This is a genomic window from Sphingomonas desiccabilis (assembly GCF_004135605.1).
In the GTDB taxonomy this organism is placed as follows: Bacteria; Pseudomonadota; Alphaproteobacteria; order Sphingomonadales; family Sphingomonadaceae; genus Sphingomonas; species Sphingomonas desiccabilis.
This window is the reverse complement of record NZ_SDPT01000001.1, coordinates 360,316-379,953: the sequence shown is the minus strand read 5'-3', so window position 1 is coordinate 379,953 and position 19,638 is coordinate 360,316. Positions and strand designations below refer to the sequence as shown.

At 60.8% G+C, this 19,638-nt stretch carries 18 protein-coding genes; 5 read left to right on the top strand and 13 right to left on the bottom strand.

The features are described from left to right. Positions 1–39 precede the first annotated feature (39 nt). Positions 40–900: a hypothetical protein gene (locus tag EO081_RS01710; RefSeq protein WP_129340223.1), complete on the bottom strand. Its 861-nt coding sequence runs from the start codon at positions 898–900 to the stop codon at positions 40–42. 128 nt (positions 901–1,028) lie between these two features. On the opposite strand from EO081_RS01710, the gene EO081_RS01705 reads away from it, so the two are divergent. The 4 genes from EO081_RS01705 (at position 1,029) to ybaK (ending at position 4,839) form a co-directional block, all read left to right on the top strand. Next, entirely contained in the window at positions 1,029–1,664 is a 636-nt protein-coding gene (locus EO081_RS01705; RefSeq protein WP_165284438.1) for a TetR/AcrR family transcriptional regulator, read from the top strand. 186 nt (positions 1,665–1,850) lie between these two features. Beyond that, complete coding sequence (locus EO081_RS01700; RefSeq protein WP_129340221.1) at positions 1,851–3,326, top strand: aldehyde dehydrogenase family protein; 1,476 nt, start codon at positions 1,851–1,853, stop codon at positions 3,324–3,326. Positions 3,327–3,412: 86 nt separating this feature from the next. Then, positions 3,413–4,204 carry a meso-2,3-butanediol dehydrogenase gene (budC, locus tag EO081_RS01695; RefSeq protein ID WP_129340220.1) on the top strand — a complete coding sequence of 264 codons (792 nt, stop codon included), beginning with the start codon at positions 3,413–3,415 and terminating at the stop codon, positions 4,202–4,204. 161 nt (positions 4,205–4,365) lie between these two features. Next, complete coding sequence (gene ybaK / locus EO081_RS01690) at positions 4,366–4,839, top strand: Cys-tRNA(Pro) deacylase (protein ID WP_129340219.1); 474 nt, start codon at positions 4,366–4,368, stop codon at positions 4,837–4,839. Positions 4,840–5,758: 919 nt separating this feature from the next. Here the strand turns inward: ybaK and EO081_RS01685 are convergent. Both EO081_RS01685 and EO081_RS01680 read right to left on the bottom strand, forming a co-directional pair. After that, on the bottom strand, positions 5,759–7,234 hold the full coding sequence (locus EO081_RS01685) for an AAA-like domain-containing protein (RefSeq protein WP_129340218.1): 1,476 nt from the start codon (positions 7,232–7,234) through the stop codon (positions 5,759–5,761). A 10-nt stretch (positions 7,235–7,244) separates the two neighbouring features. After that, positions 7,245–9,776, bottom strand: coding sequence for an AAA family ATPase (locus EO081_RS01680; protein WP_129340217.1), 2,532 nt, complete (start codon positions 9,774–9,776; stop codon positions 7,245–7,247). A gap of 472 nt (positions 9,777–10,248) precedes the next feature. Here EO081_RS01680 and EO081_RS01675 point away from each other — a divergent pair, with 472 nt between their 5' ends. Then, entirely contained in the window at positions 10,249–10,806 is a 558-nt protein-coding gene (locus EO081_RS01675; protein WP_129340216.1) for a hypothetical protein, read from the top strand. Positions 10,807–11,267: 461 nt separating this feature from the next. On the opposite strand, the gene EO081_RS01670 is transcribed toward EO081_RS01675, so the two are convergent. The 10 genes from EO081_RS01670 to EO081_RS01625 form a co-directional block, all read right to left on the bottom strand. Further along, entirely contained in the window at positions 11,268–11,606 is a 339-nt protein-coding gene (locus EO081_RS01670; RefSeq protein ID WP_129340215.1) for a hypothetical protein, read from the bottom strand. Positions 11,607–11,704: 98 nt separating this feature from the next. Beyond that, positions 11,705–12,868 carry a site-specific integrase gene (locus EO081_RS01665; protein ID WP_129340214.1) on the bottom strand — a complete coding sequence of 388 codons (1,164 nt, stop codon included), beginning with the start codon at positions 12,866–12,868 and terminating at the stop codon, positions 11,705–11,707. Between the two features lie 262 nt (positions 12,869–13,130). Continuing rightward, positions 13,131–14,204: an AAA family ATPase gene (locus EO081_RS01660; RefSeq protein WP_129340213.1), complete on the bottom strand. Its 1,074-nt coding sequence runs from the start codon at positions 14,202–14,204 to the stop codon at positions 13,131–13,133. Between the two features lie 55 nt (positions 14,205–14,259). Beyond that, positions 14,260–14,631, bottom strand: a complete 372-nt coding sequence (locus tag EO081_RS01655) for a hypothetical protein (protein WP_129340212.1) — start codon at positions 14,629–14,631, stop codon at positions 14,260–14,262. Positions 14,632–14,815: 184 nt separating this feature from the next. Then, the gene (locus EO081_RS01650) at positions 14,816–15,187 is read right to left on the bottom strand and encodes a hypothetical protein (protein WP_129340211.1); all 372 of its coding nucleotides are present in this window, start codon (positions 15,185–15,187) and stop codon (positions 14,816–14,818) included. A gap of 398 nt (positions 15,188–15,585) precedes the next feature. Next, positions 15,586–15,981, bottom strand: coding sequence for a hypothetical protein (locus EO081_RS01645; protein ID WP_129340210.1), 396 nt, complete (start codon positions 15,979–15,981; stop codon positions 15,586–15,588). 133 nt (positions 15,982–16,114) lie between these two features. Then, positions 16,115–16,543, bottom strand: a complete 429-nt coding sequence (locus EO081_RS01640; protein WP_129340209.1) for a hypothetical protein — start codon at positions 16,541–16,543, stop codon at positions 16,115–16,117. Between the two features lie 79 nt (positions 16,544–16,622). Then, complete coding sequence (locus EO081_RS01635) at positions 16,623–16,877, bottom strand: hypothetical protein (RefSeq protein ID WP_129340208.1); 255 nt, start codon at positions 16,875–16,877, stop codon at positions 16,623–16,625. A gap of 115 nt (positions 16,878–16,992) precedes the next feature. Continuing rightward, positions 16,993–17,565 carry a DUF805 domain-containing protein gene (locus EO081_RS01630; RefSeq protein WP_165284436.1) on the bottom strand — a complete coding sequence of 191 codons (573 nt, stop codon included), beginning with the start codon at positions 17,563–17,565 and terminating at the stop codon, positions 16,993–16,995. 670 nt (positions 17,566–18,235) lie between these two features. After that, positions 18,236–19,327 carry a hypothetical protein gene (locus tag EO081_RS01625; RefSeq protein WP_129340206.1) on the bottom strand — a complete coding sequence of 364 codons (1,092 nt, stop codon included), beginning with the start codon at positions 19,325–19,327 and terminating at the stop codon, positions 18,236–18,238. Positions 19,328–19,638 lie beyond the last annotated feature (311 nt).

Genomic DNA, 19,638 nt, shown 5'->3' with positions numbered 1-19,638 from the left:
GACGGTGCCCATCATAGCGACCTGTCTGGCCCTGGAGAGCTAGCGTGTAATCCGCGTCGAAGGGCCGAACCGATACCAGGCGAGCCCCGTGAAAAAGCCGAGGGTGAGGAACTCGAACAGGAACTGAGCAAAGCTCAGCATGCCGGCGGCGGGTGTCACCTCCATGAAGAAGCTGAACAGCAGTGTCATGATCACCACGCCTTTTACGAGTGCGACGAGCAGCCCTAGAGTTAGCGCGCGAACCAACACCGCTCCTGGTAACTTGTCCCAGATCAGGCTGGCGAGAGCAGCCGCCCCGATCACCGGCTCCAGGAACATCAGGTAGGCCGGTATCTGGAACGACAGCGGATAGGGGAAGGAATAAACCTCCGGGCGATCCATATAAGAGAAATGCGTCTTTAGATCGGCAAAAGGAGCAAAAATCATCGGCGCTGTTGCCGAATAGAGCGCGCCTAGCAGCAAACCAGCGATGATCACCGAGATACGGGATCGCGCGCAACCAGCAGCAAGCACACATAGCAGCGTAATAAGTGCATTGCGCACCAGCTGCTCCGGCAATCCCAAGAATGCGAATGCCCACGCCTTGCTCGCAAAGCCGTTCATGATGGTGCCACGCAATGTTTCGCCGATCGCTGATACGATGCCGAACAGCATGGCGATCTGAACTGAGGTTCCGTAGCGTTTAAGCTTCGGCCGGGCCAGATTCAGCACGGTCAACAGCGCCATGAACATGCTGGACCCGTTCAGCCAGCGCGCCCACTGGGGTGGAGTCGAGACGGGGTACGGGTCGCCCAGCAACAAAGCCCCGACATGGATGCTGAGGGCGACGAAGCCAGCGGCTACGAGGCAGACAGCCAGCAGAAACGGACTGCCAGACCGTCCGGGCTTCGTCTGTTCCAAAACCAAATTCCTTACGAGATGGGACGCACAGCGGCTCGTGATCGTCGAAACGACGTCCTAAAGCTCTGCAGACGATCGGCTGTAGTGAAAATAATTGAGCGAGCGCTCACTTATGATATAGATAGATGATGAGCAAGCCTGTCCAATCAGCCAATCAGCCGCTGCGCGGGCGTCCCGTTAACGAACAAGCCCGGCAAGAGCGTATGGCTCAGGTTCTCGATGGGGCTCGGCGATGCTTTGTCGAACGAGGGTTTCACGCCTCATCAACGGCGCAGATCAGCGCCGCCGCAGGGGTTAGCGTCGCCAATCTTTACCAGTACTATCCCACCAAGGAGGCGTTGATCACGGCGCTGATTGACCTCGACTTAAAACGGCACGCCAACATGATCGTGCGGTTCTGGGCTACCGATCTCAGCCCTCGGGCCATCAAAGAAGCGTTGGGCGACATCTTCCTTACCAAGGAGGGACACGAGGTAGCTGTCCTGCGGGCCGAGATCGCCAGCGAGGGCGCCCGGAACTCGGAGGTGGCTGATTTGCTCCGCCGTTCAGAGGTCCAGCTGTTCGCATTCCTCAATGGAAACATTCGCGCAGCGCAGCAGGACGGGCGGATATCTCGAAACATTGATCCGGGCCTCGTCGGGGAACGACTGGCGCTCGTATTCGAGGGTGTCATGCGCCTCTACGTCTTCTCACCCGATGACGGCGAACGCCTCCTTGCACGCTACTACGCTCAACTCGCCGACGCGCTTCATCTGAACGCCTGACCGACCGATCGCGGCGCTTACGAACCTGCTGTTGACATTATATGAGCGAGCCCTCACTTATGTTTTGACGTTGACGAACCGGCAAGCAGGCTCTCGCCCTCTTCCGTCTTCAGGCGCCCGAGCAACGCCGTGATCCGCCCGGCTTAGCCTCGCTCCGAACAATGGCGGTTCACGAAGGACGAAGCGATGACACAGCATTCCACGATCGAAGCTGCCCCGCGGCCGAACTGGATCAATGGGCGCTGGAACGACGGTGGCACCGTCGGCCAGTCGATCAGCCCGTCGACGGGTAAGGTGCTCGGCAGCTACATCGACATCGGCGCCGACCAGGCACGGGAGGCGATCGAGACCGCCAGTACGGCGTTCGACACCACCGGCTGGTCTCGCGACCGCAACCAGCGCTCGCGCGCGCTGTTCGAACTGGCCGATCGCCTCGCAGAACGCCAATCCGAACTTGCCCTCATGCTGAGCCGCGAAGGCGGCAAGCTGCTCGGCCAGACCGGTTGGGAAGTGCAGGGTGCGATCGAATGGATCCGCTACTCCGCTGCAACCGCCTTGCTTCAGACCGGCGGCCGCTCGCTGGAGACGGCACCGGGCATGTACTTCCAGTCCGATCCTGAGCCCATGGGCGTGGTCGGCGTGATCACGCCCTGGAATTCTCCGATCATGCTGTCGATCCGTGCCGTCGGGCCCGCGCTTGCCGCCGGTTGCACGGTCGTGCTCAAGATGCCGCACCAGACGGCGCTCACGGCGGCTCTGCTGGCCGAAGCGGTGGCGGCGACCAAGCTGCTCCCCCCCGGCGTTCTCAACGTGATCACCGAAAGCGGCAGCATCGCATCGGCCATGCTGGTGGAGTCTCCGCTGGTGAACGCCATCAGCTACACGGGCAGCACGCATGTCGGTCGTCTCATCGCGCAGAACGGCGGCAAGTCGCTCAAGCGGCTTAATCTGGAACTGGGCGGCAAGACCCCGCTGATTGTGTTCGACGACGCGGACCTGAGCGTGGTCGTGCCTCAGATCGTCACCGCGCTGGTCGCGATGAACGGACAGTTCTGCTGCACCGGCGCGCGCGTGCTTGCGCAACGCGGCATCGCCGACAGGCTGCGTGCCGCGCTGATCGAGGCCTATCAGAAGGTGCGCCTCGGCGAGAGCGAAGATCGGGAGGCCGAACTCGGGCCGCTGATCGACAAGGCCAGCGTCATACGCATCGACGCGCTGGTCGAGCGCCACAAGGGTGAGGGCACGGTGCTGGTCCGTGGCGGTGCCGTGACCGAAGGGCCGCTCGCGCGCGGCGCCTTCTACCGGCCGACGCTGATCGAGGTCGAGCCGCTCGACGCCTTCCTGATCCAGAACGAACTGTTCGGTCCCGTGCAGACGTTCGAGCTGTTCGACGACGAGGCGGATGCCCTCCACCGCGCCAACGCGACCGAGTTCGGACTGGCGGCTTCGATCTTCACCGCAGACGCCCACCGCGCTCGCCGCGTGGCTCGTTCCATTGAGGCCGGCACGATCTGGATGAACTGCTGGGGCGTCGTCACCGAGCACATGGAAGAAAGCGGCCTGAAGCAGAGCGGTCTCGGCGTGCTGTGCGGTCCGCGCGCCATCGAGCAGTTCCAGGAGATCAAGGTCTACGTGTCGATCGATCCGGCTCAGGCCGCCTGATCTTGTGCGCGCGGGCGCATCGCCGCCCGCGCATTCCCACCCCATCAATGGGCGGGTGCAAGCGCCCGGCTACGAAAGGACATACCATGAGGTTTCGTGACAAAGTGGTGGTGATCACCGGCGGAGGATCGGGGATCGGCGCGGCAACGGCGCGCAGGTTTCACCAGCTAGGCGCGATTGTCGTGATCGCCGACCGCAGCGAGGAGCGTGGCACGAACTTCGCCGCGGAGTTGGGCGCCGGACGCGCTCACTACCGCTGTGTCGATGTCGCTGACTGGGCTCAGGTCGAAGGACTGATCCAGGACGTGCATGCCACATTCGGCGGACTGGATATTCTCGTCAACAATGCCGGGATCGGCAGCCTTGCGACGACGGCCGACATCGTCATCGAGGAGTGGCAGCGCGTCATCGATGTCGATCTTAACGGGGTCTTCTATGGCTGCAGGGCGGCGCTACCGATCATGCGGGCCCAGGGGCATGGCGTGATCGTCAACACGGCTTCGGCCTCGGGCCTCGCGGGGGATTATGGCTTTGCCGCCTACAACGCGGCGAAGGGTGCCGTGGTCAACTTCACGCGGGCAGCGGCCGTGGACCATGCCGCTGACGGGATCCGCGTCAATGCGGTCTGTCCCGGCCCGGTCGGCACCGCGATCATGAAGTCGATCGAGGGGATCCCGGGTGCGGTGGAAGCCTGGCAGGAACGTGTGCCGATGGGACGCTTTGCCGAACCGGAGGAGATTGCCGGCGTGATCGCTTTCCTCGCTTCGGACGACGCCAGCTTCATGACCGGTGCCAATGTTGCTGTGGATGGTGGGCTTACTGCTCATTCCGGCCAGCCCAACCTGCCGCGCATTCTCGCCCAAGCCAGGCTTGCATAGGGCTGTTCTTGTGACCGCATGACGCCGGTGGGTGCAATGAACTGCTCACTGGCCGATCCTCGATGCGTCCCCGCCTGCTTAAGGAAGGAGGCAGAGGGCTACGATCCTCGTGATCGCACAGGGACCGACGCTGTGACCGCCGCCAGGGAGATCTATAACCGATGTCGAAAGCCACGCGAGCTACCAAAGTGCTTCAACAGGCGGGCGTGTCGTTCACGGTTCGCACTTACGACTATGATCCCGACGGCGGGCAGATCGGGCTTCAGGCCGCGGAAGCGCTTGGCGAGGATCCCGCTAAGGTGCTCAAGACGTTGATGGCGACCATCGATGGCCGGCCGATATGCGCGATCGTCCCGTCGAATCAGGAAGTCTCAATGAAGCGTCTGGCGGCCGCTTTTGGCGGTAAGTCCGCGTCGATGCTCGCGCCGGCCGAGGCGGAGAGGATCACTGGCTACGTCGTAGGAGGGATCAGCCCATTCGGACAAAAGCGGCGGTGCCCGGTAGCGATCGAGGAGTGCGCGCTCGCTCATGAGCGTGTCTACATCAACGGTGGTCAGAGAGGTGTTCAGCTACACCTCTCGCCCAAAGACGCTGCTCGTTACCTGCAAGCGGTTGTTGCTTCCTTTGCCAACTGACGATCGGTCGGCCTGCTGACGGACTGAGATCGTGGCCAGGCCGATAGGTGGTGTTGCAGATATCCGATTCTGACACGGGTGAACGAACGACCGCTTGCAGGAAACGGGCAGCGCCCTTTGAATGACGGCGCATGGGTCGGAAGCAGCGGTGAACGATGTTCGGCCGGAGACGGCAGCTTTTTTGTGTCCGACACCCGAAACCGGGCAGTCCGCTTCAGGCCCAATTTGAGCCGTTCTCGCTTTCAACGATCAACCACGGTTCTCGGAAGGGGAGCAGAGATCCAGGCTTAATGGAAGGAGCGTAGGTTGAGCGCCCCCCCCTTACCGAAAGCGTCCCAGGCAGGACCCACGCGGGTCACCCAGACCAAGACGCTTTCGCCTTAGTCGCCGCCGGTATCCTGCTGGAAGTGCCTCTAGGAGGATGGTGCCGCTTACAGGACTCGAACCTGTGACCCCCGCATTACGAAGGCTACTTCAGCAGCATGCAAAGCCGATAGTTACCAGCGACTTAGTCGCCCTCTAAGTCCACAAGTTGCGTCCGACCCACACACCTCCCAAACACGCTCAAAATCGTGTGGGGGCCGCTTCCTAGCTAACGCGCTTTAGCTTGGAAAAAGCGCCGATCTCCACCTGCGCTATACCTGCAAGCCGCAATTCAGGTGCCCCTGACGTCTTCGGCCGCTCCAAAGCGCGAACCACGCTCCCTCGCTTACCCGTTCGACCTTAATGCCGCTCGCAGTGCCCCAATCCAATTACAGCATGCGAGCGGACGATTTCTGCTGAATAACCGCTCGCCCCAATGCGCCATTTCTCCATCGCATTTCAGGCCTTTGTTTGATTGAAGCACTCCTGAGGGCGAGTCGGCCAGCAGCCGAGAAGCTTCATCTCGCCGTTGGATCATGCTGGGACTTACGCATCATCAGGGAAGGTCTCGCAAGAGAATTTCATGAAGGCTAGCCGCTGCCCGGACTTCCGGCTCGAACTGTTCGTCGGAACGGTAATCTGACTTCGCCAACGACGGATGGATGAGGTTACGCCAATTTCGCAACGCTTGTGGTGGATCAAAGCCTTTGCTGCCGCCAAAGTGGGGCGCCGCTTTGATAAGATTGACTAAGTTCCAGCTGCTTGGATCGCTTCTTTTTTCGCGGCCACCTAGTTTGATTTCCTTTGCCGTGATGGCCGCGTCAATCGCGGCTTCTGACTGCCGCTGGAGCATATCGATCAACATTGCCTCAAGCGATCCGCCAAATCCTGCCAGCGCGAGGCGATTGGCGCCACCACGATAGGACGCGATCGCGCCCTTGTGCGACGACCAGGCAATCTCCCGTAGTTCGGGATCCTGCACCTTTCCGAAAGCTGCAATCGCTATGGGAAACATCGGCGCCAAAGCCGGAGCTACCGCCGTGCCCCCCAATTGCGGGCTGGCCGCTGCCACGTGCGCATACAGTTCGTTTCTGAACACCAGGTTCGCCCCTTGGCGACGAGCGAGTCCAAGCACCTGCATATAGCGAAAGTCGGGATCCGCTGCCTCTACCGGTGCTGCACCATCGCGGACCATGCGCGCGCCGATAGCGCTCAGTCCTGGCTCCGACAGCATCTTCCTGAACAGGTCGATGACATGATCCGATTCGCCCATTCTGAGTGTGGCGATCTCAGCCTCCAGCGCGGCCGACGAGTCCTCTTGCCCTTGGATTCTCAGCGCCAACTTCTGCACGAGAAAAGGTTGCCCTCCGACCTCCTCAAAGATGCGCTGAGCTATGGCGACATCGTCATTGCCCGAAACGTCACTGACAAGTTGATGGACCTGCGCCGACGCTAGGTCGTCGGTGTCAATCCGTTCACAGACATTGAACGGGGAATTGGCGGCGTCGATCAGCGTTTCGGGGCGAAATGAACCTGAAAAGACGAAGCGCAGGCGAGCAGCCGAGTCGGCGGGACTGGCTTCCGCACGCCGACTCGAAATCGCGCGAAGCTGACCATAAAACACGTTCCGCCAAGTAGCGTCCGCGATGTTCGATGCCTCGTCGATGAGTATGACTACAGGGCTGCGACCAGGCTGCAGCGCCGTCCCAATGAGAGCGCCGACGTCCTCGCCGTCCGGCATAGGATGGCCAGTGGTCCCCAACTGCTCGCGCACAGTGTCGCTAACCCAAGTGACGAACGCAGAATAGGTTTGATGCACGGGCTTTGCTTGCAAATCGACGAGCGCAGTCGGCACGCCGTAGTCAGCAAGGGCGCTCTTTAAGCGGATCAACGCTGACGTCTTGCCGTGTTGGCGTGGCCCCAGCAGCAGCACCCAGCGATCCGCCATTAGTTCGCGCTGAAGATCTACTTCGAATTTTCGTTCGACGTAGTCGGGATCTTTCAGCGGCACGGCACCTTGAAGATGCGCCATCAACTCCCCCCTATGCTGGCGCCGAGTTTCGGCCACCAAAATACGATTGTGCTTCGTTGAACCACTCTGCACGCAACACGATCTCGCCGTCGTTGTAGGCAACTATCCCATACAGTTCGAGCATTCGAAGCGCCGCTTGCAGCTTAGCCTCATCGAGTTCCGGATGGCTTGTCTTCAATCGCCTCAAAAGGCCTGCCGGGAGAATTCCGCCTTCCGCCACGATCAGGCTGATTTCGCGCTCGAGTGGATTAGCCTGACCCCAATAGGTGCTCAGGTAGTGTTCCGCATACTCGTAAGTCTCAGCAACGGCCTTGACGTCATCTGCACTTAGTTCAAGATCCTGACGGTTTGGTCGGCTATCGAGGCGGCGAACAAGCCGGTCCCCGAGGAACTGTGAAATCTGCGGATGACCGCTGGTCAGGCGCCAGGCAAGCGCGCCGAAGCTGGTCTCGTCGACGATGCGTATGCCGATCGCCTTGAGGGGCTGAATGAGCAGCAACGTCGATGCGTCGCGGGTCAGCTGCGCCAATGACAACGGACGACAGAAATTCCAGTGCGGCGATTGGGGGTCCCAAATTCGTTGTGCGATTGTACGCTCGCCGGAAAAGACGAACTGCGCCGCTCCCTCCTGCGACAGCGACCGACATGCCCGGAAAAAAGCCTCGGGTACAGAGTCCACCTCATGCAACCGGTCCCACTCGAGCAGCTGATCAATCTCGTCCAATAGGATGACGACCGGTTTCTCTGACCCGGCTTTCATCGCGCTGATTAGACCGCCGAGATGTTGAGGACGAAAATCCTTTTCTGCTTCAAAACCCCATTGGGATTTGGCAAGCGCAGCGAAGTCACTCCACGTTTTGACAGTCTGGCAGTCTCCAAAAAAGGGCAGGAAATTAGCGTCGTCAAGTTCCTGGCGAACGTGGCGCAACAAGGAAGTTTTACCAATGCGGCGACTACCCAATAGCGCGACGCTGTTGGTTGATACGGTGCCGATTATCGTTGCAGCCTCGGCATCGCGACCGAAAAACATTCGGGTCGGCGTGGCATTGCTGAGAATAAACGGGCTAACCTTGCTCAGGTCCGATTGATCCAGCACTGCCTTGTTGAGCACATCCACCGGCCTGGCCGCGCGTGCAATTTGACGCAGCAGTCGCGGTCCCACTATCACAATGTTAACCGGCAACACCGCTTGGCGCTTACGATGAGCCTCGATGTCCGATGCTCCCAAATCTCGCTCGGTCAGCAAGACCGCAAAAGCTGACCCAGGCGCGAACTCAAGGGCGTGACGGCAAATGAGCTTCCGGATGTCGTTGGTCACACCGGCCGCGTACGCCGCGACAAGCATCTTCCCAGTAAAAGGTGGTTCATCGGGGGTGGTTATGGAGGCCCACACCATTCCATCCTCTGCGGTGGCTCCCTCATCTGCGGTATTCAACGCCCGTGCCAGCAATCCCACAGCCTGTCGGTTGTCGAATGCGATGGCGAGGCGCCGGGCATCATCCACCAGTTGGGGATGAACCCAGCTAAGCACGCTGCCAGTGCTGGCGAGTGCCAGCCCCAAATCACGATGCGCCTCTGCGAAACGGGCTAAGGCAAGAACCGCAGGGCCTTCTGCAACCGGCAGCTCCGCCGCTGTCACTGAGTTGCGCGCGTCGAGGGCACCAGAAATTAGCCGCGACACTGCCGCAGCGTCGAGCGTTTCAGGCGCGGGCTGCTTCGCAGACGTAAGCAAGACTTCCGCGAGACGGCCGTTCTCTGCTTGACGCAGCGTCATTGGAAAGCGGACGCTTTCAAATAGCAGGTTGAGCGTGCGATCTGATGCTTCAGCGATACCTTGGCCGTCGGCGATCAGAACGAGCCCCATACCATATTCCGCCAGCTTTTGCTGGAGGACGGGGTAGGTAAGGGAGAGGTCGCGCTGCTGACGACCGCCCGACTGGTTCTGGAAGACGGTTGCGACGCCTACAATTGGACGCCCTTCAACTGCGAGGACATAGTCAAGCGAGCGGCGCAACGTGACGTCAGCTAGCGCATCAGATTTGATCCGCAAGGGCGTGGGAAGCGTTTGATTGACTTGCGCAATCGCCCTCGACACTGCGATCCTGACCTCAGTGCCAAACCGATCGCCCGACCGAAACCGCCGCCTAAAGCTGTCTTTATAGACTTCCGCCACAGTGAGCAAGTCGGTGATCGGGGCCGAGGTTGCCAATACTTTCCCAAGCCCAATATGCAACAGTTGTCGTGCCAGATGCTCACGCCCTGACTGGTTTTTCGGGACGGCAGCGCTCAAGCCCCATTTCGAGACTTGCGATCCACTCGTGTTGAATGCAACAAGACTAAGCGCCACATCATAGATATCCGGGTGCTCGTCCAGCGTTTGAGCCAATCGTTCAACGCTAATCGGGCCATCACAGCGGAACGCTTCTAAATGCGACACGGCCTGCTCGGCACGAGAAACACTGCCATTGACTGACCCCCAATCAATGAAATCGTCTTCAGACAGCAGGATCGAGGTCACATTTTCGCGAAACTCCTCGATCAAACTGGCGGAGCTCACAACAATTTCCTTTGCTCAAGGCTATGCAGCCCGGTCGTGCATTTTAGCCACCAGACGAACGCGAAAGCAACACACAAGCAGCCTGCAGGGAGGCAAATTTGAACCGCTCAGCCCCAGGTCTTATGTATTTGTCCGCTTTCGCAGCGTCGCTTGCGCCTCATAGTGCGTACCTGAAAACCGTTCGACCAAAAACGAGGCGGCTGAATATGCGTCCGCTGTTGGGACGGAACCCGAGCGTGCGGCACCTCCGCACGTGGGCTATGGCTGCCAAACACGGGAACGTGGACAGCAGCTGCCGCAGCAATCAGCCGTGTCCGCGAGCTACAGCTGAGCAGTCCCGTAAGCCCTCGTCCAGCTGGCGCCGTTTAGAACTCGATCGCCTCTAAGTCGCAAGCAGGCGGGTCCAGAGCCCGTTGCACTTTTTGCCAGTGTTCGTACTTGTCGTTCATTATGGAGAATGATGGTGGCCGGAAAACATTTGATGATTGCAGTGAACTGGTTTGGGCCTCTCTCCGGGGATCTCTGCGCAATACGAACCATCGCTCGTGATGATTTTACCGACGGCTTATATATGTGCGTGGGAATGCGCCCGTATCAGCGCAAAGCGTCGCTCCAATACGTTGGCATCGGCAACCCGCTGCACGCCCGAATGCATGACGGGCACCATGCGCTTCCGCACGTGACGCGCGAGCGAAAAATTTGGCTGGGGGAAATCGCGACTGCTGAACCTTCTGGGAAGAAAATGAAGGTTACGAAGGCATCGCTTGATTATGCGGAATGGCTTCATGCCTACTTTTTGCAACTACCCCTCAACGATAAGAAGAGAAGTGGCCTACCAACCCGAAGCGTCACCGTCCTCAACCGGTGGTGGCGAGCTTCCAATTACGATCGGATTCGGTCTAATCGTCCGGTTCCGGAGTGGCCGGATTTAATCGACTTTCCGGGCCACGGCCTTCCCGCGCGAACAGTCTGGTTCGGAGGTCGCCAGCGAATATTCACCTCTCCGGATTATTGATGCGCAACGACGCCACGAGCTAACACTCGCACAAACGTCACTCGTCGCCTCCGTCGTCCCGCGGCTCCACGTTGATGCTTAGGCGCTGGCCCACGGAGCTAGGCGCCCTCAGCCATCACATCCGGTGTCAGAGGTGCTGCAAAAGCGGACCACGCCTAAGCGCCACACCCGAGCCGGCGACGCTGGCGGACTCACTTCCGCGATCAGAAGTGGAGTGGAGAGAGCTGCGGCGACACATGCGGGATTGACGGGGCCTGCCGAACGCGCGGTTCACGAGATTCGATTTGGGCCAAGGCAGGAGGGCCGCGACTGGCTGCTAGGCGCGCAGGTACCGGGCGACGGTCAGCGGGGCCTGGCGGGCCTCTAATGGCCACCTCGACCAAAAAGAAAAAGTGGGTATCAGCCCCGCCCCGCGTACCAGCCGAAGCCAGCGCGCGAAGCGGGGTTGAGACGATCGGATGTTAGGACAGCAACGTGTAGGTACCCGCGGCATCTCGCCGCCAGCGATGGACCTCGGGGTTTGTGCCCGTCCCCTGCGCCAGGAGCATCGCGACATGGCCACGCTTGAAGTCGAGGTGACCAAGCGTGCCGATAATCTGGCCCCGGGTGTCCACCCCTTCGGTTATGCAGGCCGAAATCAGTACGAGTACCTGATCATGCCGGTTCGGCCCACATGCTCTGAGAAGCTTTCGAAGGCGCCCGAACATCGCAGCGGTGCCCGTGGGTTCGGGCGAAGCTGAGATCATTCCGGTGAGGTCAATTTCTGCCGCAGAGACGCGCGGCTTGGAAGTGGCATCCATGATGCAACCCTTTCTGATGATGGTGTGGGGAGGATGGACGTTGGCCGGGCGCAAAGCCGACCTGGCCGAACGCCCGAGCACGAGGCGTGTGGTCGGCTTCACCCGGTAGCGCAGGCCGTCTGCTTCGCTGCGCCGGCCTCGACAGCGGCAAGTAGTGTGTCGTTGGCGAGGTGCGAGTAGCGTTGGGTCGATTGCACGGAGGCGTGGCCCAAGACCTTGCCGACCGCGAACAGGTCGACGCCGCTATTGACCATGAATGAGGCCGCCGAGTGCCTCAGGTCATGGATACGCAGCCCGGGCAGCCCCGCCGCATCGCGTGCCGTCTGCCACGGGTGTTTGATATCCGTGAACGGCTGGCGGGTCGCCGGGTTCGGGATCAGCCATGGGCACCCCTCATAGCGCGGCAACGCGTTGATGACCTCCAGAGCGGCGGTCGATAGTGGAACGTACCGGTGCTTGCCGGTCTTGCTGGTCGGGATCAGCCACAACCGCCGTCCGACATCAACGTGCTCCCAACGGGCATCCAGCAGCTCGCGCACGCGGGCGCCGGTAAGGAGCAGGAGATCGACGATCGGCCGCAGCTGCTTGTTCTTGGACGCCGATGCAGCCTCGCGCAGCCGGGTAGCCTCCTCCGCCGTTAGGAACCGCTCACGGGCGTTATTGAGCGGCTTGCGGGGTATACTCTTTGCCGGGTTCCGATCGCAGCCCGGAATACCCCAGCGTTGGCCCAGCTCGAAGCTGCGACCGAAGATGACCCGGATCTTCTCGACCGTTGCAGGCGCCAGCCCTTCCGCCCGCTTATCCGCGAGCCACTTCGCAACCGACTGCGGATCGATGTCCGTGAGGCGCACCCTACCCCAGCGAGTCACGATGTGCCGGCGCATGTACATTTCGGTCGTGGCATAGCTGCGCTGGTGCAGTTCGGCGTCGGTCATGTGCTGGGCCGCGAGTTCGGCATAGAGCGGCACCGCCTTCGCCTCCGCCTTCTTGGCGGCCGGACTGCCACCCATCACGACCTCGGATCGGAGCCGCTGCGCTGCCTTCTTTGCCTGCGCGAAAGTGATATCCTCCCAGCGGCCGATCTTGTGCTGCTGCTGGCGGTTCCCCTGATCCTGGTACCGGAGGTAGTAGGTCTTGCCGCCGGTCGATCGGCATTCGAGCACGAAGCCGGTCACGGCCTCGTCGTAGTAGTCCGTCTTCTTCTTGCCGTCCGCGCACCGGGCGGTGAGGCAGAAGACGTGATCGAGCTTAGCCTTGGGCATAGGCACGTTCCTTTGTTTAAGTGAGTTGGAGATTGGAGGCGCAGGGAAGCGCGCCCGGCCGCGTGGGGTGACGGCAGGCGAAGGGCCGGCTCAGCGCCCTGCGGGGCTCCAGGGCCCCGAAATCGGGTACTTTGTGGTGGGGAGTCGCCGAGGCAGGTTGAGAATGAGGCGCCCCAGCGAACCAGTTCTCCAGTTTGCCAGCTTTCCGGGCGCCCACCGCATCCGCGCACCGGCAAACTGGCAAACTGGTATTCTGGCGACGCTACTCGGCGGCGGAGTCTGCGAGGCCAGGGTGCAGCCGGTACACGTTGGCGCCCGCCGCCTGTACGGTGTAGTCCCAGAGGTGGACGCCCGGGTCCGAACCGGTGTGCCGGTCCAGCACGTCCTTGACGACCCGGCGGCTGGCCTTGGTTGCCCGCCGTACTACGTCGATAACAGCCATCTTTTTCACGGTGCCATGCCGGATCGTCATCTCGATGGCCTGGATGATGCTGGCGTCGTCAACTTTCGAGTCCGGTGGCGTGTCGTCATACTCCGGATCGGAACCGGCGAAGCGCACCGACAGGAGCCGGTCCACGTATCCGATGTTCGGGTCGGTCGAGCAGGTATAGACGGACGTGGCCGCGCCGCCGCCCCGACGCTTGACGTTTTCGAACACAACCTGCTGAACGTCTTTGCTGACCCGGCGATCGAGCAGGTAGGCGGTGTCGCAATCGTCTTGCAGGTCGGCGACGCCTGCCAGCACCAGTTTGCCGTCGCCGCCGCGCTGCTTGTTGGTGTGCGCCAGCAGCAGGAGCGACCCACCGGCGAGCGCGAAACGGCGGGCCAACTTCATGAACTCGACCGTCCGCTGCTTGTGCATCGGGTCGACCACCTTCTTGAGCGTGTCGACGATGACGAAGGAGTCGCGGGCCTTACCTTCCGCAATCATCGACTCCAGCAGCCGCTGGACCTTCGAGGCGGTGAAGTCGAGGTAGCCTTCCGCCAGCACGTGAACGCCGTAATCCTGGAGGATCGTCACCTTCTCGGCGACCCCCGCCATGCTGTCGTCCATGTTGAGGTAGAAGACATGACCGGGTTCGATCGCCCTGTTCATGACGGCGTCCGCCAGCAGCCCGATGGCGAATAGCGTCTTTCCCGAGTTCGGCGGCGCACCCCAGAGGGTCACGTCGCCGCGCAGGCAGACGTCGCCCAGCAGCGGCGTTTTGGCGACCGCGTCGTCTGCCAACTCGTTGCCCTTTCCGAGCAGCGAATAGCGGTGGAGCGGTGAGGTGTAGGGCTGCGGCGCTGGGGATGGAGCCGCCCCGTCCGAGGTTGTTGAGTGTATTGTTGTCATCAGCTTTTCCCTAGCGAAGGTGCCCCCGGCAACGGTGTCCGGGGGCGGTCCCGCGTCACGCGGCGAAGATCGTTTCGGGGAGGTCGTAGAGGCGGGTTTCACGGTGCACCGTTAGGGAACCGCCGGACAGGAAGAAGAGATGCCGGTTTGGCTCCGAGCCGGTGAACGCCTTCAGAAAGGCTTTCACAGTGTCGCGGCTGCATCGGGTGATACGCGACGCACCGTGGGTGACGCCCTCCGGATCACGGATACCGAACTCGATGAGGGCAATGATCGCCCCGGGCAGCGAAACGATGCCACCGCGGCGCTGCATCGCCTCGTCATAGGCGGCTTCGTCATAGGTTCCGCAGATCATCGCGCGGGCATACTTACGGAAATCGGCACCACCCTGAGCGATGGTGCGGGGATTGAGATTAAAGAAGTTCACGTAGTCGATCCTTTGTCGGCCGATCGCAGTCGGCTTTGGTTGAAGCCCCGTCGGGGCGCAGGATCGGAGGACCGATGGGTCCAAAGGCAGCAGGTTCGAAGGGGTGTGAGTGGATCTGGAAGAGGGGGCTGTACCTGGATCGGCAACAGCCCCCTGCCCTCAATTCCGTTACTGAAAGCGATCTTTATGCAGCGAGTAGAAACTCAGGCGCTCGCGCCGAAAGCGGGCGATTATGCACCCACAGCAGGCCCTGCTCCTCGCGGAACAGGCTCTGTTCGGGGTCGGAGCCGGTCAGCGCCGTGAGGAACGTCTCGACCGTTGACCGCCGGCAGCGCGTCGCTCGCGCAACCGCACAGATCACACCGGTCTTCTCGTTGATGCCGTAGTCGAGACAGGCAATGACGGCGCCATAGAGTGCCTTCACACCGCCGTCCCGCCGCATGCCCGCGTCATAGATCGTACGGTCGCCACGGCCGACCATCACGGCGCGTAGAAAGAACGCGAATTCAATCTCGCCGTAGGCCGAAGTGTCTTCGTTAAGAGGAATAATCTTCATTTTCTTCGATCCTGTGTTCATCGGCGTATGCCGATACGTTTTGGGAGGTGCCGCGCTGCGGCAGGATCGGAGGACCAATGGTCCAAAGGCACAGGTCCGGGAGCGGAGAACCCCCGGGCTCAAGAAACATGTCCCAGGGCCGGTTGTCTGCCGGCATGAGAAGGAGCCCGACCTCGCCGACATAGCAAGGCTCGAACCCGATGCGTTTTCGTGCTGATGACTGCTCAGCGGGCGATTGGCATCCGGTTCATTCGGACGCCTCGTGCCACTTGGCTGAGACTTCTCGACGGCTGATTGGTGCCGGTGTCGAGCACCAACGCAGATAGATCGGGGCACGCCACCCCTCAATACCTGATACAAAAATACAACACTGCTTTTTCGTGAGCAGGCTATGAGTGTTAGTCAACGTACTGCCGGCACATAGCGAGTAAGCTCGGCAGGCCCCCTTCGGCATCTTGTATGAGCAGCACGTAGGCGAATGTGCTGCCGAAGGTGCAGGTCATTTCGAACCAGCCGCCGTCGTGCTGAGCGAGCCAGTCCCAGTGCGGCTGGAACTGGGGATCGGGAAAGCGGATACCGTCAATCGGCTCCACCAGCGGTGAGAAGCCAACGTGCCGCACGATGTCGGCTTCCGTGTCTCCAGGCTGGACGATCAGGATTTCGGTCCAGTCGGTCAGGTCGTGATCACCAGCTGTGAGGTGATCGATGTGGACCTTCAGCAGCGCATGCAGGTCCGGTTCGAGGGAAAGCGTGAGGGCGCGCTCCATGCCGGCGCGATCGAGCAGGTGGATCATGTTGATGTCTCCAGATACAAAAATAGCGCCCACGGCTGGTGCCTGGACGCTTGCGGGGCCGCGCTGAGCGGCAATGCTGGTTTCGAGGATTTCCGACGTTTTCGGCTTTCAGAAGCCGCCGGAATATGGACGTTCAGGGCACGAGCGAGCCGGTCTGTTCGTGATCGAGTGCTAGATGATGACGCAGCAGATCGATGAGGTCGGGGTCGCCCCCTTCCCTGTCGTTAACGAGCAGCACATCGGCCGCGCCGTCGTCCGAGAAGATGAAGGCCAACTCGATCCAGCCGCCTTCGTGGTGTTCGGCCCACTCCCAGGACGGCACCGTGTCCGGATCGTCCAGGCAGATGCCGTCAGCGATGTCGGTGACGAGCGGGAAACCGATCGCCGCCTCCACCTCGGCAAGGCTATCCCGCGGCTCCACAACCAGGAAGCGGGCTGTCTCGCCAAGGTCGTCTGATCCATTCAGCTGATCGCGCCGAGTGGTCAGCAGCATCATCAGGTGTTCATCTAACGGCTGGTCCAGCGCACTGGCCATCGCGGCTGTGCTGTCGATGATAAGCATTGCATGTTCTCCAAATGCAAAAAGGGCGCCGCGGAGGTTGTCCGGGCGCCCTTTGGGGGTGATGGGTTGTTGAGTGTGGTCAGCTGTCCGGCAGCTTCGTAGCGTCTTTTTTGGCGCCAACTTTCATGAAGGCCAGGAGTGTGGCCGCACCCGCCACAACCATGCTGGCGACTGGGTACTCACGCAGGAGCGCAAGTGCGCCGAGCACGATGATGAGGGCCAGCGTCTCTCTGGTCCGGAAGATCAAGCCCGCGAGCAGCAGCAGCAGGAGCGCAACCTTGAGGGCGACGACCGCGACTGCCGCAAGCAGCAGGATGCTGATGATCTGGGCCATTGTCAGCCTTGCCGCCGGAGCGGAGTCACTGTGACAGCCATGTACATGCTATGTTCTCCTCTGTGACAAAGAAAAGGCGCCTCGGTCCATTCCGGGGCGCTTCTTCGGTCGATGCTCAGGAGGACCTGGGGTCGGGCCCGAAGCGGTTGTCGCCGCGCGTGCCGTCGACCAGCATCATGCCGTAAACGAGGATGACGCCGACGTAGGGGATGAGGTTGAGGAGCACGAACCAGCCGGACCGATCCTGGTCGTGGAAGCGCCGCACCTCGACAGCCAGCAGCGGCACCAGGAGGCCGAGCAAGGCGAGCATGATCATGGCGAGCATGAAACCGCCGAGCGCACTCGTCTCACCATAGGCGTCGACGCTCCCGCCAATGACGAGGAAACCGACCACAAACAGCGCCAGGTAAATGAGCTGGAACATCCAGAACTCCCGCCGCGTCGATCGGCCGGTGAACTCGGCATATCGCTTGAGCGGGAGCATGATCCAGCCCTTGTGATCTTCTACCGCAGGCAGCGCAGTGGGCGGCGCACCGAACGGATTAACGGCTGGACGTGGTTGGCTGGCGGGCTTGCTGCCGAACAGCAGCTTCTCCTTGGAGCGCTCGAACTCCTCCTCGGTGATCACCCCCTCATTCTTGAGCCGGTGCAGGTCTTCGATGCTTTTAAGTGTGGTCTGATCGATCACGTGGTGTTCCCTCTGTTGATGCTGGTTGGAAAGCGGACACGCGACATCGCGCCGGGCGAACGCTCGCGCCGACGTGACTGTGGATGTCGTCATGGTGTCGTCGCCCCTCTTGCGGAGCGACCTTCGGCTCAACCTCGTGCCGCCCCTATGTACCTCTCGGGGACGGCGGCCGAAGCCGGATGTTGGAAACCTGGTCAGTGATCAGGCGCATGCGCCTTTATCGGCCGGAGCCGACTGGACATGCGCGCATGCCACCCGGCCTCGAACAAGCGTTCGCGACCGAGTTCACTGGACCGGGGTTTCCACGCCCCGCCCCCCGGCTTTCACGGGAGGCGCGGCGATCATGGAAGGCCGGTGACCGGATCGCAATAGGCCTTTGCAGGCATGCAATCGGTTCTCTCCTCACCTCCAGATAAGATACCGTTCGTTCCGCATCCGTAACGACCTTCGGAGATGCATTCGGAACCAACCTTGGGGCTGCGCGATACTCCGAGATGCGCTTGATTAGACGGGCGAGGACGACAGCTAAGCGCCCCGCATAGACAGGTCGCGAGACCTGTTCGTATGAGGCCACTGCTTCTCTCAACAACTAGTAATCTAAGATGGTCTTCTTGCGCGCGGCCATTCGAAATCTACAACGCTGCTTGAGCAGCTAATCGCAACTTAAATTCTAAGACATCTCTCGAAGAGCAGTCGAGGTCGTCCCGTCGGCGAGTAGGTAGACCACCGGATCCCTTGCGAGAGCTTTGAAAAAAGGTCTCCCCAAGGCGTCCACCGCTGCTGCAAGCGCTATTCCTGCTTCACCATCAGGGTAAACCACCTCCTCATCACCAGGCTGGTTGATTGTGTCCGGGTCAAACCACGCCTCGTACGCCTCCTGTACGAGGGCAGGCGGCGCGGCCTTGATCAGACGGTTGACCGCAGAAATGTATTTCAACTGATCTGACGACAGCTGATGGCGGCCTACAAAGGTGGTCATGAACCACACGGCAGCTACAAGCTGATTGTCGCCGCGGCAACTATCCGCAGTTCGTGGCAACAAAAGATCTTTCTTTAGGTAAGTCTGCGAAAAGCGCTGCCGGGTGAAGCTGAACTTCCATCCAACGTCCAGCGCGTAATTAGGTGCAGCTACCAGCCGGTGTGTAAATACCGCCATGCCATCCAGGAAGGGCATCCATGCTGTGATTCCTGGGTTGAGAGGATCGACAGTCCGCTTCTGCAAGCCGTGCCCCAACAAAAGAGCAAGACGCCGGATCGATTCACTGCTCAGGGCAGTAAGCACCGGCAGAAGGTTATTCCCGATGGACGTTCTCTCACAGATGCGTTCCAGGGCGTGCTTGGTCCAACAAAAACAGAGGGGTGCTTCATAAACCGACACTTTGTTCCGGGTGATTTTGGCTCCGGTTCTCACAAGCATCAGCGCCTGCTCAGCGTATACAGGATCCGGGTTCAGGCGGTTTAGCCCGAAAGTCACCGGCCACAGCACGTGCGCATCGGTACTAAAGCCGGCCTCTGCCTTTAGCCGCAGCCGTTCGATGCTACCTGTGTCGCGCCGATTGAAAGCGTTCGCCTCCTCGAACTGGGCGACAAAATTCTTGGCGAACGTTATCAGTTTGGCCGCGGAAGGCTTGGGCATTGGCTGGCGGCTCTTCCAGCTATCCTCGTAGGCCCTATCGAACCAGCTTCGGTAAGCGTCCTTGCGCCGCTTTTGGTCGCGCAGGAGTTGCCGTACGACATAGTGCGAGGGAACTGAGACTTCCATTGCACGCCTCAAGCATCAATGCGGAGTTGAAGCAATCTGTCCCCGTCGCTAGCCTGCGAAATACTCAGGACTTCACCCTTCCAGCCGCTGCTAAACTGCCCGACCTGCATGCGCGGAACTGCACCAGGCCTAGACGCGACGCGCAAGGCCAATCGAGAGATCGCGCGCGACCTCATAGAGGCGGTCGACCAAGCGGGGGAGGCACGACCGCTAGGCGCTCCCTCTCAGACGTCACGAGTTCGCCGAGGGACGCCAGAAAGCGGATATCAGCCATCTCGTTTGACCATAACGATTGCGGTGGTCGGCTAGCA